Annotated in this window: 13 protein-coding genes and 2 pseudogenes; 6 read left to right on the forward strand and 9 right to left on the reverse strand. The window is 36.6% G+C overall.

The annotated features are described in order from the left end of the window. Positions 1-11: 11 nt before the first annotated feature. The 6 genes and pseudogenes from GYM76_RS01310 to aas form a co-directional block, all read right to left on the reverse strand. Positions 12-812 carry a PTS mannose/fructose/sorbose transporter subunit IIC gene (locus GYM76_RS01310; protein WP_065563721.1) on the reverse strand — a complete coding sequence of 267 codons (801 nt, stop codon included), beginning with the start codon at positions 810-812 and terminating at the stop codon, positions 12-14. Positions 813-833: 21 nt separating this feature from the next. Continuing rightward, positions 834-1,376 (reverse strand): annotated as a pseudogene (locus tag GYM76_RS11050) (PTS system mannose/fructose/N-acetylgalactosamine-transporter subunit IIB); the annotation flags it as partial. A 59-nt stretch (positions 1,377-1,435) separates the two neighbouring features. After that, positions 1,436-1,808, reverse strand: a pseudogene (locus tag GYM76_RS11055) (PTS sugar transporter subunit IIA); the annotation flags it as partial. A gap of 186 nt (positions 1,809-1,994) precedes the next feature. After that, positions 1,995-2,906 carry an N-acetylmuramic acid 6-phosphate etherase gene (murQ, locus tag GYM76_RS01320; protein ID WP_220225624.1) on the reverse strand — a complete coding sequence of 304 codons (912 nt, stop codon included), beginning with the start codon at positions 2,904-2,906 and terminating at the stop codon, positions 1,995-1,997. Further along, entirely contained in the window at positions 2,893-4,080 is a 1,188-nt protein-coding gene (gene lplT, locus GYM76_RS01325; protein WP_220225625.1) for a lysophospholipid transporter LplT, read from the reverse strand. The genes murQ and lplT overlap by 14 nt, the downstream gene beginning before the upstream one ends. A gap of 15 nt (positions 4,081-4,095) precedes the next feature. After that, entirely contained in the window at positions 4,096-6,237 is a 2,142-nt protein-coding gene (aas, locus tag GYM76_RS01330; protein WP_220225626.1) for a bifunctional acyl-ACP--phospholipid O-acyltransferase/long-chain-fatty-acid--ACP ligase, read from the reverse strand. A 183-nt stretch (positions 6,238-6,420) separates the two neighbouring features. Here aas and GYM76_RS01335 point away from each other — a divergent pair, with 183 nt between their 5' ends. Beyond that, positions 6,421-7,395, forward strand: coding sequence for a hypothetical protein (locus tag GYM76_RS01335; RefSeq protein WP_220225627.1), 975 nt, complete (start codon positions 6,421-6,423; stop codon positions 7,393-7,395). Positions 7,396-7,543: 148 nt separating this feature from the next. Here the strand turns inward: GYM76_RS01335 and gpsA are convergent, their stop codons facing one another. From gpsA to GYM76_RS01350, 3 genes are read right to left on the reverse strand one after another with little or no spacing between them, the layout of a single operon-like run. Then, positions 7,544-8,563: an NAD(P)H-dependent glycerol-3-phosphate dehydrogenase gene (gene gpsA, locus GYM76_RS01340; RefSeq protein WP_065735117.1), complete on the reverse strand. Its 1,020-nt coding sequence runs from the start codon at positions 8,561-8,563 to the stop codon at positions 7,544-7,546. A 25-nt stretch (positions 8,564-8,588) separates the two neighbouring features. Beyond that, positions 8,589-9,059 (reverse strand): protein-export chaperone SecB, encoded by a 471-nt coding sequence (secB, locus tag GYM76_RS01345; protein WP_065563714.1) that lies wholly within the window; start codon positions 9,057-9,059, stop codon positions 8,589-8,591. Positions 9,060-9,084: 25 nt separating this feature from the next. Further along, positions 9,085-9,525 carry a rhodanese-like domain-containing protein gene (locus GYM76_RS01350; protein WP_065735119.1) on the reverse strand — a complete coding sequence of 147 codons (441 nt, stop codon included), beginning with the start codon at positions 9,523-9,525 and terminating at the stop codon, positions 9,085-9,087. Between the two features lie 130 nt (positions 9,526-9,655). Between GYM76_RS01350 and GYM76_RS01355 the strand changes: the two genes are divergently transcribed. From GYM76_RS01355 to GYM76_RS01375, 5 genes are all read left to right on the forward strand, one after another. Beyond that, positions 9,656-10,159: a DUF4952 domain-containing protein gene (locus tag GYM76_RS01355; RefSeq protein ID WP_065563712.1), complete on the forward strand. Its 504-nt coding sequence runs from the start codon at positions 9,656-9,658 to the stop codon at positions 10,157-10,159. 269 nt (positions 10,160-10,428) lie between these two features. Next, positions 10,429-11,838 (forward strand): glutamate--ammonia ligase, encoded by a 1,410-nt coding sequence (gene glnA / locus GYM76_RS01360; protein WP_065563711.1) that lies wholly within the window; start codon positions 10,429-10,431, stop codon positions 11,836-11,838. A gap of 74 nt (positions 11,839-11,912) precedes the next feature. Further along, positions 11,913-12,962 carry a nitrogen regulation protein NR(II) gene (glnL, locus tag GYM76_RS01365; protein WP_065563710.1) on the forward strand — a complete coding sequence of 350 codons (1,050 nt, stop codon included), beginning with the start codon at positions 11,913-11,915 and terminating at the stop codon, positions 12,960-12,962. Positions 12,963-12,973: 11 nt separating this feature from the next. Continuing rightward, positions 12,974-14,407, forward strand: coding sequence for a nitrogen regulation protein NR(I) (gene glnG / locus GYM76_RS01370; protein ID WP_220225628.1), 1,434 nt, complete (start codon positions 12,974-12,976; stop codon positions 14,405-14,407). A gap of 200 nt (positions 14,408-14,607) precedes the next feature. Continuing rightward, on the forward strand, positions 14,608-15,564 hold the full coding sequence (locus GYM76_RS01375) for a siderophore ABC transporter substrate-binding protein (protein WP_220225629.1): 957 nt from the start codon (positions 14,608-14,610) through the stop codon (positions 15,562-15,564).

Raw genomic sequence — 15,564 nt, forward strand, 5'->3', positions numbered from 1 at the left:
TCTCCAAGTTCTTAGTAATCATTTAAAATATCATCAAGTGGATCGCCTTTACTACCACCATTTGATGAATTGCCACGTTCAGAAAGATTTAGATAAATTAGTGCTAGAGCAATACCTAGAGCACCAATTGCAATCAAGGTTAATTGTGATATCGCGGCAACAACAAAACCGATAATGAAAAATGGCCAAACTTCACGATTTGCCATCATATTAATTACCATCGCATAACCAACAGCCACTACCATGCCTCCACCAATAGCCATACCTTCTGATAGCCATTTAGGCATTGAATTTAATGCGTCTTTTACCACTTCAGCAGGAATAAATAACAGCGCTGCTGCTGGTATTGCAATACGTAAACCTTGTAAACAAACCCCTAATATTTGTAACCATTCGATTCTACGGATATTACCTTGCTCTGCTGCAGCATCCATTAAATGCACTAATGGGACGGCAATAGTTCGCACAATCATCGTTAAAAATAAGCCAGCAACTGCTAGTGGGATGGCAATAGCGATAGCTGTCGATACACCAGCTTCACCTTGTCCACCAAGAACTAAAATAATAGATGAAGCAACAGCAGCAAGCGCGGCATCAGGTGCAACCGCTGCGCCAATATTTGCCCAGCCTAATGCTATCATCTGTAATGAACCACCTAACATTACGCCAGCTTCTAGATTTCCTGTTACTAAACCAATTAGTGAACAAGCAACTAGTGGTTGATGGAATTGGAATTGGTCTAAAATACCTTCCATTCCAGCTAAGAACGCAATAACTATCACTAAAATGATAGCAATAATTGATAAAGTCATAATAATAACCCCTTAATTAAACTAATTCTTTTGTTCAGCTAATTCTTGTTTCGCTTTCTTTAATAATTCATCCATATTATCCTCAGAATCATTAGGTACTTTGCGAATGTCGAATTTCACATTTTTCGCTTTTAATTTCTCGAATGTATCAACATCTTCAGCGCTCATTGACAGCACTTTGTTGACCATTACCTTGCCGACAGAATGCGCCATTGAACCAACATTTAATGTTTGAATATCAACACCGCCATCTATAGCGCGAAGTACATCTTCAGGGTTTTCGAAAAGTAATAAGGCTTTTGTGTTACCAAAACGGGGATCATGCGCAACTTCAATAATTTTTTTAATTGGCACAACATTGGCTTTAACACCAGGAGGTGCGGCTTCTTCAATCAGTTTTTTCCTTAATTCATCTTTGGCAACTGAGTCTGAAACCACAATAATACGATTAGGGTTAGTCGCTTTAGTCCAAGAGGTTGCCACTTGTCCATGTAACAAGCGTGAATCAACACGCGCTAATACAATTTTCAATTTACCATCGCCTAAAACAGTACCTTCAGGGATAGTGCTTGTTTGTTGATTGTTTGGCGTTGTTTTAGCTGCCACTTCAACCGTTGTTCTAATACCATCTTGGGCTGATTCAATAATGGCGGCAGCCACTTCTTTGGCGGTCTCCATCGATAAACGTGATGAGTATGCCTCAATCAACATTGGAAGATTTAAACCTGCAACGATAGCCCAATTTGGATGTTCACCACAGAGTGTATTGGCTTGGTTAAATGGTGTTCCACCCCATAAATCGACTAAAAAAAGCACTTCATTTTGATCATCGAAAGTAGCAATTGCTGCCAGCATCCGTTCCTTTAAGCTTTCAGGACTATCACTTGGATGCAAAGTAACGGCTTTAACGTCTTCTTGCTCTCCAAATATCATCGTCCCTGATTGTAAAATACCTTCAGCAAACTCACCATGAGTTGCCAAGATTATTCCAACCATAACGTACCTCCCAGTTTTTTATATTATTGCTAATATAAAGTTAATAAAATAAATCTATTTACTTATTTTAGTTAACAATATGATTTATAAATTCGATCTTCATCAAGGTTTGATAAAATATATTGCTAAATTTTAGAATAATCTTTCTTTATCAGAACAGTAATATTTGTGTAATGCTAAGAAAGATTATTTGTTGCTTTGTTCTAATGCTTTACGGATAAAACCATTATTTTGTTGTAACGCTGTTTTTGCTTGCAGAGCTGTTAACCTTGCAAGAATCATTAAAATAGCTGTTTTACAATTTTTGTTACATTGACTTAGTGTTGAAATAGCCGTCTCCCGGTTACAATCGGTTGCTTGCATGACAATTGATATTTGGCGTTCTACGAGTTTAGCATTAGTGGCCTCAACATCAACCATTAAATTACCGTAAACCTTACCCATTTTAATCATGCTGGCTGTGGTTAACATATTAAGTACTAATTTTTGTGCTGTACCGGCTTTCATTCTTGATGAACCGCTAACTACTTCTGCGCCAACAATTGGGGTAATGGCAATATTAGCTAAGTTAATCATAGGTGCATTGGGGTTGCAACATAAGCTAATTACTGTTGAACCCAGTGATTGAGCATATTGCATACCGCCGATAACATAAGGTGTGCGTCCACTTGCTGCGATACCTACTAAAATATCTTTTTTGCTAAAATTGATATTTTTTAGATCATTAACTGCTAGCTCTGGTGAATCTTCTGCATTTTCAACCGCTTTAAATATGGCAGGGTGCCCGCCTGCAATCAACCCAACGACTTGTTCTGGAGGCGTTCCGTAAGTAGGTGGGCACTCGCTCGCATCTAAAATACCTAATCGCCCAGAAGTGCCGGCACCAAGGTAAATTAAACGGCCATGATTTAAGAAAGCATCGCTAATTGCATCTACCGCATTGGCTATATTAGCTAATTGTTTTTCGACTGCGATTGCCACTTTTTTATCTTCATTATTGATAATTTGAAGTATTTCAAGGGTGGATGCGCAGTCGATGTTCTCGCTCGCACTATTGCGATTTTCGGTGATCATTGCTGATAAATTAATGTTTGACATGTGATTTTAAACCTAACCATACAAACCCGATAAGAATGGCAAATAGCATACCAAAACCTACACCGATAGTAATAACAGATAATCCACAAGCAATAGCTAACGTATAAGCACTGAGCATAATCATCATTGCACTATATTCGCTTAAGTTTTGTATTGAAATTACACTACCAGCACCAATAAGCTCTTTCCCCATTTTTTGAATTAATGCATTTAGTGGGACTAAAAAATAACCACCTAAAGCACCAATAATCACTAATAGAATATAAGAACTCGTCATATTGCTTTGCAAGGTAAATGCAATGACGGCAAACCCCATTAATATTCCTGCTGGAATACACCGTAATGTATTGGATATTGAAACCATAGCACTAGCAAGGCCAGCACCAACAACAATACCTATTGCCACAACGGCATTTAGATTTGTTGGGGTTGAGTTGTCAGTAATACCTAACACAATTGGCACCCAGCTAATTAATAAAAAGCGCAAGGTAATACCCGCTCCCCAAAATAGGCTAGTGCCGAGTAAAGTATAAAGTGCTTGTTTATTATTAAAAATAATTTTAAAGGTTTTAGCAAAATCCTTTATCATACTCATAAACTTCCACTCAATATCTTTTCGAGCGACAGGAAGTTTAGGAATAAAAATATTTGCTATAACAGCTAGGCCATACATTATTACACAAGTAAGTAATGCCAATGTGATGTTTAAGTCAGCAATATGGCCTCCAGCAAGTGAGCCTAGTAAAATAGCTGCAATTGTTGATGCTTCAATTAAACCATTTGCTTTCACTAAATTATCGCCTGAGGTGAGCTCACCTAAAATACCATATTTAGCTGGTGAATAACCGGCTGCTCCCACACCAACTAGAAAATAACCTAAAAATGGATTGATATTTAGGCAAATAACAGCAGCACCTAATAATTTAATACCATTTGAGATCATCATCGCTCTGCCTTTAGACATACTGTCAGCAAATTGACCAACAAATGGCGAAAGAAGGATGAAAGGGATGACAAAACCGATTTGTAATGCCGATTGGCTCCACTCTGGATAATTGAGTTGTTTAATAAAAGCTAATATTGCAAAGAAAATAGCATTATCAGCAAAGGCTGAAAAAAACTGGGCTAGCATGGTTGCAGCCATGCCAACGGTTAATAAAGGCTGTTTATTCATAGTGAATCCTTGCTATTATTCATTTTCATCAGCCATTTTGCGTAGCGTAATAAAATCGATTTTGCCAGTACCAAGCAATGGTAATTCTTTAACCACACGAATATCTCTAGGAATGGCTAATGCAGGAATACCTAAATCTTGTGCTGCCTGATTAAGCTGTTCTCGAGTTAATGTAGTTGAAGTAGTAAATAGCACAAGCGCTTCACCTTTAGCTGCGTCAGCTTTTACTGTAGCGCCATGCATGGCATCAGGATCAACTTTTCTAGCTAGCGCTTCAACACTTTCCAGTGAAACCATTTCGCCCGCAATTTTAGCAAAGCGTTTCAGTCGCCCTTTAATTGTCAAAAACTCATCTTTATCAATATCTACGATATCGCCAGTATCATACCAGCCTTTTTCTGCATTACCATTTTCATCAACGGCAACAGGCTCTTCAAGTACACCGGGTTTTTCAACTCGTAAATAACCTTTCATTACGTTAGGTCCTTTAAGCTGTAATTCCCCGCCAATCCCTGGGATAGGTATTAATCTTGATTGCATACCTGGCAATAGCCGACCAACAGTTCCTGCTTTAAATGCCATTGGCACATTAAGGGCAACAACTGGTGCACATTCGGTTACGCCATAACCTTCTAAGATTCGAATGCCATATTTATCTTTCCATTGCTCACGCACCGCATCGGAAAGTTTTTCAGCACCGGCAACCACATAACGTAATCGCATAAAATCATAAGGATGAGCGTAGCGAGCATAATTGGCTAAAAATGTTGGTGTGCCAAATAGCACGGTACAGTTTTGATCATAAATGATTTCTGGCACCATACGATAATGTAATGGGTTCGGATATAAAAAGGTACGACTTCCAGAAAACAACGGTAAAAATAAGCCGGCAGTAATACCAAAAGCATGGAATAATGGCAATGCGGACATAAAACGGTCAGCCGGTGTCGGATCGATAACGGTACGAATCTGTTCAACATTTGCCAATAAACTACCATGGCTGTGCACTACACCTTTAGGATTGCCTTCTGAGCCTGATGTAAATAACACTAAAGCTTCGTCATCACTTGATTGTTGTCGTTTCACTAAACGTGGAATGTATTGATGAAGTGCAACATAAAGTTTATCAACAAAAGTCAAACTACTACGCAAGTCCTCAAGGAAATACCAATTTACGTCCTTAATTTCTTCTAATAGATAATCAAGCTTACCTTTTTGAATAAATTTGCGTGAAGTAATGATCGTTTTTATTTCAGCCGCAGTAATTGCACAGGTTAACCCTTTAGTTCCTGCTGTATAATTAAGCATGGCTGGAATACGATTTTTGACTGATAGACCAAAAATAGTTGCAACAGTAATCGTTGCATTAGGGAGCAATAAACCAACTCTTTCTTTTTGTTTGGTAATCTTAGAAATTATGCAGCTAACACCGATAATTTGCTTAAGCAAGTTTCGATAGGAAGCTTCGTGAGTGGTAGGATCTTGAACCATTCGCGATTTTACCCCATAACGAACTTGAGCTTCGAGCAATGCTTCAAAAAGTGTCAATTTTGGTCGACTTGCCATTCTGGCATTCATCATAATTTGATGTAATTTTTCACCAGCAATATATCGTCGTTCACTTGCTTTTGGTGCATCAGGCATTGGGATTGATGTTGGTTCCAATACATGAATTGTAATTTTAGGAAATAGATGACGTTTAAATAAGCCTTTTAAACGGCTAGTTAACGTAAATTCTGCACCTTCAATCCAGACAGGTACAATCGTTGCTTGAGAACGAGCAGCAACAAATGCTGCACCGTCATAAATCTTCATTAATGAGCCGGTTATGGTAATTCGACCTTCCGGGAAAATAACAATTGGTCGTCCTTTTTCAATTTCACGAACTAACCTTTTAATCGCCATTGGACTTAATGGATCCATTGGCACAAAATCAACGTAACGTTTGGCTAAACGGACTAGCCAATGATCAATGTAGCCTGCGTAGATAGCAAATACTGGTTTAACTGGTAAAAATACGCCGATTAAAATGCCGTCTAGGAAGGAAACATGATTAGGTGTGATAAGTAATCTGTCTTGTTTTAAATTATTGAGATTCCCTTGAATCTTTACATGAAATAAAATTTTTAGAAAAAACTTTAATATTTTAAATAACATCTGATTTCTCAATTTCCGTACAAAATTGTACTTTGTAATAATAATGAAAATAAATTAAATATACAAGAAAGCGAAAATTATCTATTTATATTGATATTAAACAAGAGTATTTATTTTTTTGTTGGTAAGATTAAATAATGGATAATAAATAATATGAAAATAAATATTAAATAAGGAATCGAAATGTTAATTTTAACTGCCCAAGATATTCAACAATTCTATACTATGAAAGATGCTGTTGCAGCGGATAAACAAGCACTGAAAATCTATACTCAAGGTAATAGTGAAGTTCCATTACGCATCAACTTTGACATGCAAAAAGGGCAATGTTTGATTATGCCTGCTCATATAAAAGAAAATGATGTGGTTGGTTTGAAAATTGTCTCGGTTTTTCCTGATAACCCGAAACTTGGTAAGCCATCTGTTCCCGCGCAAGTGTTTATGATCGATCCGTTAACAGGCGAAGTTTGTGCGATGTTAGATGGCACATTTGTGACCCAATTACGCACAGGCGCGGTACAAGGAGCAGCTACCGATTTATTAGCCAGAAAAGATGCTAAACGTGCTGTATTAATTGGTACTGGTGGACAAGCTGCTTCACAGTTAGAAGCGATGTTAACCGTCCGTCAATTGACTGATGTGGCGATCTTTGGGCTTGATGTCAATAAAGGCAAGCAATTTACTGAAGAGATGAAGAAACGATTCGCTCATTTCTCCGCTAACCTCTATTTTTCGAACGATCTAGATGAAGATATTTGCCAAGCAGATATCATTACCTCTGTCACTACATCAAAAGTTGTGACATTCAATGGCGATTTGGTTAAACCAGGAACACATATCAATGGAGTAGGTGCTTACACGCCAGAAATGCACGAAATACCAAGTAATATTGTTAAAAATGCTGATATTCGCGTACTTGATACCAAAGATGGTGTATTTGCTGAGGCGGGTGATATTATCGATCCAATTAATCAACATTTAGTTACAAAACAAGATTTTTATGAATTAGGTGATTTAGTTATTGATCCACAAAAATGTCGCCAAAACGATCAACAAATCACGTTATTTAAAAGTGTGGGAACGGCAGTATTAGATGTCTATGTTGGTTATGATATTTACCAGAAAGCCAAGGAAAAGGGCCTAGGAATGAGTGTTTAAAACGCCCTCCCAAAAACCACGACATATCAAAAAAAGTTGAGGAGCGGGGTTTTTGAGATCTTAAATCGGTGCTAGTAATGTTTTTATTAAACCCAGTAACAGACCATTCATTAAATAAAAAAAGTTGAGGAGCGGGGTTTTTAAAGATCTAAGACTCGCTTTTTAATTCTTGTTTTTGTGAGCGACCCAATAATGACATGGCTGCAAGTTTTGGATCTTTATGTTCGTAAAGCACTTTATAGATTTGTTCTGTGATAGGCATATCAACATGATATTTTTGAGCTAATGCCCAAACTTCTTTAGTATTTCGGCAACCCTCAACCACTTGAGCAATAATATCTTGTGCTTCTTGAATGGATTTGTTTTGACCTAATAAAATACCAAATCGACGATTTCGGGACTGATTATCTGTACAAGTAAGTACCAAATCGCCTAAACCAGCCATCCCCATAAACGTGGCAGGATCGGCACCAAGCGCTTCGCCTAATCGCATCATTTCGGCAAGTCCGCGGGTTATTAAAGCTGTTCTCGCATTAGCACCAAAACCCAGCCCATCGGACAAACCAGCACCAATTGCAATAACATTTTTTACCGCGCCACCAAGTTGAACGCCAATAAAGTCTTTACTGCTATAAACACGGAATGATTTACTACAGTGAAATAAATTTTGGAGTTCAGTTAAAAATTGATCATCGGTTGAGGCAACTGTTACTGCTGTTGGTAAGCCTGATGCAACTTCTTTAGCGAAAGTAGGGCCTGAAATAACCGCTAATGGGATTTTATCACCCAATACTTCTCTGGCAACATCTTGTAATAGTCGACCGGTATCGACTTCAAGTCCTTTGGTTGCCCAAACAATTTTGCTATCTTTTCTTAAAAATGGCTTGATTTGTTTAAGAATGCTACCAAATGCGTGGCTTGGAACAACAATTAATAAAATTGGTGAAGCTGAAACGGCAGTTTTAAGATCCGCTTCAACTTGAAGTTGGTCAGGAAAAGAAATATCCGGTAAAAATTGTCTATTTTGTCTATCATGTTGCAAAATAGCCATCTTATCTGGGTTATGTCCCCATAATAAGGTTGAGTGACCATTTCGTGCCAGTAATATAGCCAGCGAGGTTCCATAAGAACCTGCGCCAATCACTGTCACTGCTGCATTTTTATTCATAAACATAGACTTTATTAACTAGTAATTACTGTAAAGTTTCAGTCGATTCGGTTTTAGCTTCTTGCTGTTGCAAATAGCTAATGAATAAAGCTTCAAAATTTACAGGTTCTAAATTAAGTTGTGGGAAAGTTCCTTTATTTACTAAGCTTGAAATAACTTCACGCGCATAAGGGAATAAAATATTAGGACAATAAGCACCTACACAATGTTGAATTTGAGCATCGTCAAATCCGATAAGCGAGAAAATACCTGACTGAGTCACTTCACAAATATATACAACTTCTTCTTGTTGTTTTACGGTTACTGTGACACGTAAAGAAACTTCATGCACACCTTCACTCAACGCTTGTGATGATGAATTTAGTTCTAAATTCATTTCTGGTTGCCATTGTTTTGTGAAAATTTCTGGAACGTTGTTTGTTTCAAATGAAACATCTTTGGTATAAATGCGTTGAATAGCAAATTGTGTTTCAGGTGTATTGTTTTGTTCTGTCATGATAAAACCTTATTTTAATATTATATTATTTTCTAACTAATGGTAAGTTTTCGCCGTTCCATCCAGCAATACCATCTTTTAATGTAAATACATGCAAAAAGCCCTGTTTGACTAATACTTCACCAATGCTTGCTGATGTTAAACCATTATCATCAACCACGATGATAATATCTTCTTTAAATTTTTCAATGGTTTTTGCGCTAGCATTTTTAATGTCAACGGGTAAAATGTTGTGAGATTCAGTAATATGCCCTTTTTTGAAACTATCTGCTGAGCGAATATCGACAATAACTGCGTTTTCTTTGTTGATCATACTAATTGCTTGCGCGTTATTAATTATTTTCACTTTTGATAATTTACTTTTCACGGTCATTACAATGATTGCAACGAATAACACAATCCAACCTAATGAAAGTAAAAGGTGATTTTGGATAAAAGGTATAATTTCGAGTGTAACAAAGTCCATACTTTTATGATTACCTATTATTATTAAAAATAGGTTAAGATTATAACGATATTGTCTACTGAAATATAGACCTAAAGGGAGAAATCTTATTTTAAGCTAATAAGATTTAAAAGTTTTAAGGATTGAAACTATGTTATTTAAAAGATTTATTTTGTTGCCATTCATTTTCGTTACTTTAATTTCGTCAGCATTAGCAGAATCAAATAATCTTAATACTGACGAAATACTAAGCCTAGAGGAACTAAAGGAAGATAGTCAATCTAGTTCATTAGGGTTTGATCCGAATCTAACTTGTCGAGACTTTTTCCATGAAATTGATCCAAATGCCCCTGATTTTTTTCAATATGAAAAGTGTAGGACAACCGACTATGGGCAAACATGGCCTATTGAGGTTATTTATAAAGTTGAAGGTAAATATGCTAAGCAAGCTCATGAATATTTAATTAAGACTATGGGAATGGGCGATTTGAAATTCGTATGTTGTTATTGGGAACAACTAAAACCAGTAGCAATTGTCAATCCAAAAGATAATGTATTATATGAGGCTACATTTATTTCGGAAGAAACCCTAAAAAAGGATTGGGATAAAACAACCTTTTATTTAATAATAAAAGGTTATCGAAAAGAATCGTAGATCATTCAAAAGAGTTAGCAAATTCACTTTTCATTAATGGCACCAAAATGTAACGCAAGTAGCAGTATGTTACATTTTGGTGCATTATTTTGGTGCTTTGTGCATTATTTTGGTGCATTAATGTTAATTTTTGCTATTATCTAACCAATAAAAACCGTTCAAAAATAGTGGTTAAAAAATTGGCATCAAATTTGCATATAATTTAATAAATAGGCAAATATGCCTTTGAACTGAACATTTATTTTATATGTCCTCAATGGAGAAGCTACATGTCTACACAAAAAGTTTTTACACTAATAAAAGAAAACGATGTTAAATTTGTTGATTTACGTTTTACTGATACTAAAGGTAAAGAACAACACGTTACCATTCCTGTTAGTCAAATTGACGCAGATTTTTTTGAAGATGGTAAGATGTTTGATGGCTCTTCAATTGCAGGTTGGAAGGGGATTAACGAATCAGATATGGTGTTAATGCCAGATGCATCTAGTGCCGTGATTGACCCATTTTTTGAAGATGTGACATTGAATATTCGTTGTGACGTTTTAGAGCCAGCAACATTACAAGGCTATGATCGTGACCCGCGCTCAATTGCTAAACGCGCTGAAGAGTTTTTAAAATCGTCAGGCATTGCTGATACTGTTATTTTTGGACCAGAACCAGAATTCTTCCTATTTGATGATGTGCGTTTTGGAACGCCGATGTCAGGTAGTTTTGTTCATATTGATGATATTGAAGCTGCTTGGAACTCAGGTACTAAATACGAAGAAGGTAACAAAGGTCACCGTCCAGGTGTTAAAGGTGGTTATTTCCCGCTTCCTCCTGTTGATTCATCACAAGATATCCGTTCTGAAATGTGTTTAATTATGGAGCAACTAGGTTTAGTTGTTGAAGCTCATCACCATGAAGTTGCAACTGCTGGTCAAAATGAGATTGCTTGCCGTTTCAATACATTAACTAAAAAAGCTGACGAAGTGCAAATCTATAAATATGTAGTACAAAATGTTGCACATGCTTATGGTAAAACCGCGACATTTATGCCAAAACCAATGTTTGGTGATAATGGTTCTGGTATGCACTGCCATCAATCACTTGCTAAAGATGGTGTGAACCTTTTTGCTGGTGATAAATATGCTGGCCTTTCTGAAATGGCTTTATTCTATATCGGTGGTATTATCAAACACGCTAAAGCAATTAATGCTTTTGCTAATCCAGCAACTAACTCTTATAAACGTTTAGTACCGGGTTATGAAGCACCTGTTATGCTTGCATATTCTGCTCGTAACCGTTCTGCATCAATTCGTATCCCTGTTGTTACTAGTCCTAAGGCTCGTCGTATTGAAGTTCGTTTCCCAGATCCAGCTGGTAACCCATACTTATCATTTGCTGCACAGTTAATGGCTGGTTTAGATGGTATTATCAATAAGATTCATCCGGGCGATGCGATGGATAAAAACTTATATGACTTACCACCAGAAGAGTCTAAATTAATTCCACAAGTTGCAGGTTCACTTGAAGAAGCGTTAAATGCTTTAGATGCGGATCGTGAATTCTTAACCCGTGGTAATGTGTTTACTAATGACACTATCGATGCTTATATCGATTTAAAACGCCAAGATGTTGATCGTGTACGCATGACTCCGCATCCGGTTGAATTTGAATTGTATTATAGCCTATAAGTCATTATTTTATTATTTGAAGTTTTAACCACCGCTGTTTGGCGGTGGTATCTAATGAGAACGGAGTGCTTACGATGACATTTGATAATGAATCTGATGCGAATCTTGTTCTCGACTCTATGATAACCAATATTTTATTACTTGATAAAAAGCTCAATATTCTTTATGCCAATACTGCGGCACAACAATTACTAGCCCAAAGTTCTAAAAAAATATTAGAAAGTTGTCTTCCTGATTTGTTAGGGTATTTTTCGTTAGACCTTGATTTAATGCAAAATGCCTTAGATCAAAACCAAGGTTTTACCGATAGTGAAGTAAATTTAGTGATAAATAATGAACTACATATTTTATCATTGACGGCACAACTGCTTGCTAATGGCCATATTTTGATCGAAATGGCACCACTTAATAGCCATAAAAAACTAAGCCAAGAACAATTACAACAAGCTCAACAAAATGCAGCACGTGAGCTAGTCCGCGGACTTGCCCATGAAATTAAAAACCCATTAGGTGGGCTTAGAGGTGCAGCGCAGCTATTATCACGTGAACTGCCTAAAAATGAGTTGCAAGACTATACACAAATTATTATTGAACAAGCAGATAGATTAAGGAATCTTGTTGATAGGTTATTAGGCCCACAACAACGTTTACAACAAAAACAGCAGAATATTCACCAAGCTATTGAGCGAATTTATGCGCTTTTAAGTTTAGAAAAGCCGTCAAACGTAACGATTATACGTGATTATGATCCTAGCTTGCCTGAATTAGTACATGACTCTGAACAGATTGAACAGGTAGTTTTAAATATCATTCGTAATGCGATACAAGCGATTGGTTCGAAAACAGGCTCTATCATAATAAGAACGCGAACGGCATTTCAGGTTACTTTGCATGGTCAGCGTTACCGACTTTGTGCTCGCATCGATATTGAAGATAATGGACCTGGCGTTCCAGTGCATATTCAAGATACGTTGTTTTATCCGATGGTAAGTGGTTATGAAGGTGGTAATGGTATCGGTTTGTCGATTGCTCATAATATTATCGATCAGCACCATGGAAAAATTGAGTTTAATAGTTGGCCAGGCCACACAGAGTTTTCTATCTATCTGCCCATCAAACAATGAGGTTAATTGAAATGAATGTTTGGATTGTTGATGATGATAGTTCGATTAGATGGGTGTTAGAAAAAGCACTTACTAATGCTCATTTTAATTGCATCAGTTTTTCAAGTGGTCAAGATGTGATTGATGCTTTAGTTAATCACCCACAAAAGCCAGCCGTCATATTATCTGACATAAAAATGCCTGGAATTGATGGCTTATCTTTACTTAATTATATTAAAGAGCAAATGCCCAATTTGCCTGTGATTATTATGACGGCGCATTCCGATCTTGATGCCGCTGTTAATGCTTACCAAAAAGGTGCTTATGATTATATTCCTAAGCCTTTTGATGTTGATGAAGTTATTCAACTGGTGGAACGAGCTATTTTACAAACTCAAAGCAATAAACCGAGCAGTCCCTCTAGCAGTAAAGCTTCTACTGGTATTATCGGTGAAGCTCCATCAATGCAGGAAGTGTTTCGTATTATTGGGCGACTTTCAAAATCATCTATTAGTGTGCTGATTAACGGCGAATCAGGAACGGGTAAGGAGTTAGTTGCTAAAGCATTGCACACCCATAGTCCACGTTCTCAGTCACCTTTTATTGCACTGAATATGGCTGCCATTCCAAAAGATTTAATTGAATCTGAATTGTTTGGTCATGAAAAAGGCGCATTCACTGGTGCTGCCCAAATAAGGCATGGTCGTTTTGAGCAAGCCAACGGTGGTACGCTATTTTTAGATGAAATTGGCGATATGCCGTTAGATGTGCAGACGCGATTATTAAGAGTGCTTGCCGATGGTCAATTTTATCGAATCGGTGGTTATTCACCGGTTAAAGTTGATGTTCGTATTATTGCCGCAACCCATCAAGATCTTCAAGCGAGAGTAAGAGAAGGTAAGTTTAGAGAAGATTTATTCCATCGCTTAAATGTTATTCGTATTTTATTACCGCCATTACGAGATAGAGCACAAGATATTCCAAAACTGGCTGAACATTTTTTACGTACTACTGCCAAAGAGTTAGGCGTCGAAAGTAAAGTGCTGAGTCCTGAAGCGCTTAATTTATTATGTATGTTTAATTGGCCGGGCAATGTTAGGCAATTGGAAAATGTTTGTCGTTGGGTGACTGTAATGTCGTCAAATAATGAAATTTTTGTTCAAGATTTACCTCCAGAACTATTACAGTTATCGGTGCCTGCTACATCTGTTAATTATGACATTAATACCCATCCTCAGCCGTTAACAGATTGGAAAACGATGCTCGAACAGTGGGCTAAGCAAGCATTATTAGCGGGCCAAACAGGGATATTGACACAAACCGTTAGTGAAGTTGAACGAATTTTATTGAAATGCGCACTTAATTTTACTCGTGGTCACAAACAAGATGCTGCCAACCTTTTAGGTTGGGGACGAAATACGTTAACCAGAAAGCTTAAAGAATTATCCGAAGATTCCAATTATTAATTGACGTAGAATTGATCAATAATCAGCCTTTAATTTAATATTATTGGCTGATGTTTTTATAAGCTTATTAATTAATGATTTTTTTGTTTATCAAAGTTCATTGAACACTTATTTATTTTTAGTTACAATTCAGTCTAAATGATAATCATTCTATTTATCATTTACGCGCTTTTGAACTAAGCTAATAATTAGGAGTTACAATGTTTTCATCTATCAAATTTAAATTTTTAGTATTACTAACCGCTTTATTTGCTTTGGTTGGTTGTGATGATAAAAAAGAAGCACCTGCCGCTAATAAAACATCAATTGTTGTTGAACATGCTCAAGGTAAAACAGAGGTTCCTGAAAATCCGAAAAAAGTAGTCGTATTTAATACTGCAACACTTGATATTATTGATGCATTAAATATTCCCGTTACAGCAGTTCCTCAATCTGATGTGCATTTTCCCGAATTCTTATCTAAATATGCTGATAAAACTTATACCAATGTCGGTACATTATTTGAACCAAATTATGAAGTATTAAGTTCATTACAACCTGATGTGATTATTGCAGGTGGTCGTGCCACTGATGTATATAAAAAATTAAGTGATATTGCGCCGACAATTTCGCTTGATATTGATCCTAATAATTTTGTGGCTAGTTTGACGCAGCGTACTGAGCAGTTAGGTAATATTTTTGGTAAACAAGCAGAAGCTAAAAAACTAATTGCTGATTTTAATCAGAAAATTGATAGCTTAAAATCAAAAACTAGCACTGCTGGAACGGCTTTAGTGATTATGGTTAATGGCGGAAAAATGTCTGCTTATGGTCCTAAATCACGTTTTGGTTTTATTTTTGATGTATTAGGTTTTCAACCTGCAACAACATTCCAAGAAGCAGGACGTCATGGTAATGCAGTAACTTCTGAATTTGTATTAAGTGTTAATCCACAATGGATATTTGTGCTTGATAGAGATAACGCAATTGGTAATAAAGAAGCACAATCAGCACAACAGGTTTTAAATAACGAATTAATTCAAAAAACCGATGCATGGCAACAAAACCATATTGTTTATTTAGATTCTACTTCTATGTATATCTCTGGTGGTATTCAAACTTATAGTCGTTTGATGGATCAAATAAGTGATGTTTTACAAAAATCATCAGCAAATTAA

Source organism: Gilliamella sp. ESL0443 (genome assembly GCF_019469165.1).
Taxonomy (GTDB): Bacteria; Pseudomonadota; Gammaproteobacteria; order Enterobacterales; family Orbaceae; genus Gilliamella; species Gilliamella apicola_E.

Excerpts from the sequence above, each read along its gene's own strand:
- GYM76_RS01310 (WP_065563721.1), bottom strand. The coding sequence starts at position 812 with ATGACTTTATCAATTATTGCTATCATTTTAGTGATAGTTATTGCGTTC.
- murQ (WP_220225624.1), bottom strand. The coding sequence starts at position 2,906 with ATGTCAAACATTAATTTATCAGCAATGATCACCGAAAATCGCAATAGT.
- lplT (WP_220225625.1), bottom strand. The coding sequence starts at position 4,080 with ATGAATAAACAGCCTTTATTAACCGTTGGCATGGCTGCAACCATGCTA.
- aas (WP_220225626.1), bottom strand. The coding sequence starts at position 6,237 with ATGTTATTTAAAATATTAAAGTTTTTTCTAAAAATTTTATTTCATGTA.
- GYM76_RS01335 (WP_220225627.1), top strand. The coding sequence starts at position 6,421 with ATGTTAATTTTAACTGCCCAAGATATTCAACAATTCTATACTATGAAA.
- gpsA (WP_065735117.1), bottom strand. The coding sequence starts at position 8,563 with ATGAATAAAAATGCAGCAGTGACAGTGATTGGCGCAGGTTCTTATGGA.
- secB (WP_065563714.1), bottom strand. The coding sequence starts at position 9,059 with ATGACAGAACAAAACAATACACCTGAAACACAATTTGCTATTCAACGC.
- GYM76_RS01350 (WP_065735119.1), bottom strand. The coding sequence starts at position 9,525 with ATGGACTTTGTTACACTCGAAATTATACCTTTTATCCAAAATCACCTT.
- GYM76_RS01355 (WP_065563712.1), top strand. The coding sequence starts at position 9,656 with ATGTTATTTAAAAGATTTATTTTGTTGCCATTCATTTTCGTTACTTTA.
- glnA (WP_065563711.1), top strand. The coding sequence starts at position 10,429 with ATGTCTACACAAAAAGTTTTTACACTAATAAAAGAAAACGATGTTAAA.
- glnL (WP_065563710.1), top strand. The coding sequence starts at position 11,913 with ATGACATTTGATAATGAATCTGATGCGAATCTTGTTCTCGACTCTATG.
- glnG (WP_220225628.1), top strand. The coding sequence starts at position 12,974 with ATGAATGTTTGGATTGTTGATGATGATAGTTCGATTAGATGGGTGTTA.
- GYM76_RS01375 (WP_220225629.1), top strand. The coding sequence starts at position 14,608 with ATGTTTTCATCTATCAAATTTAAATTTTTAGTATTACTAACCGCTTTA.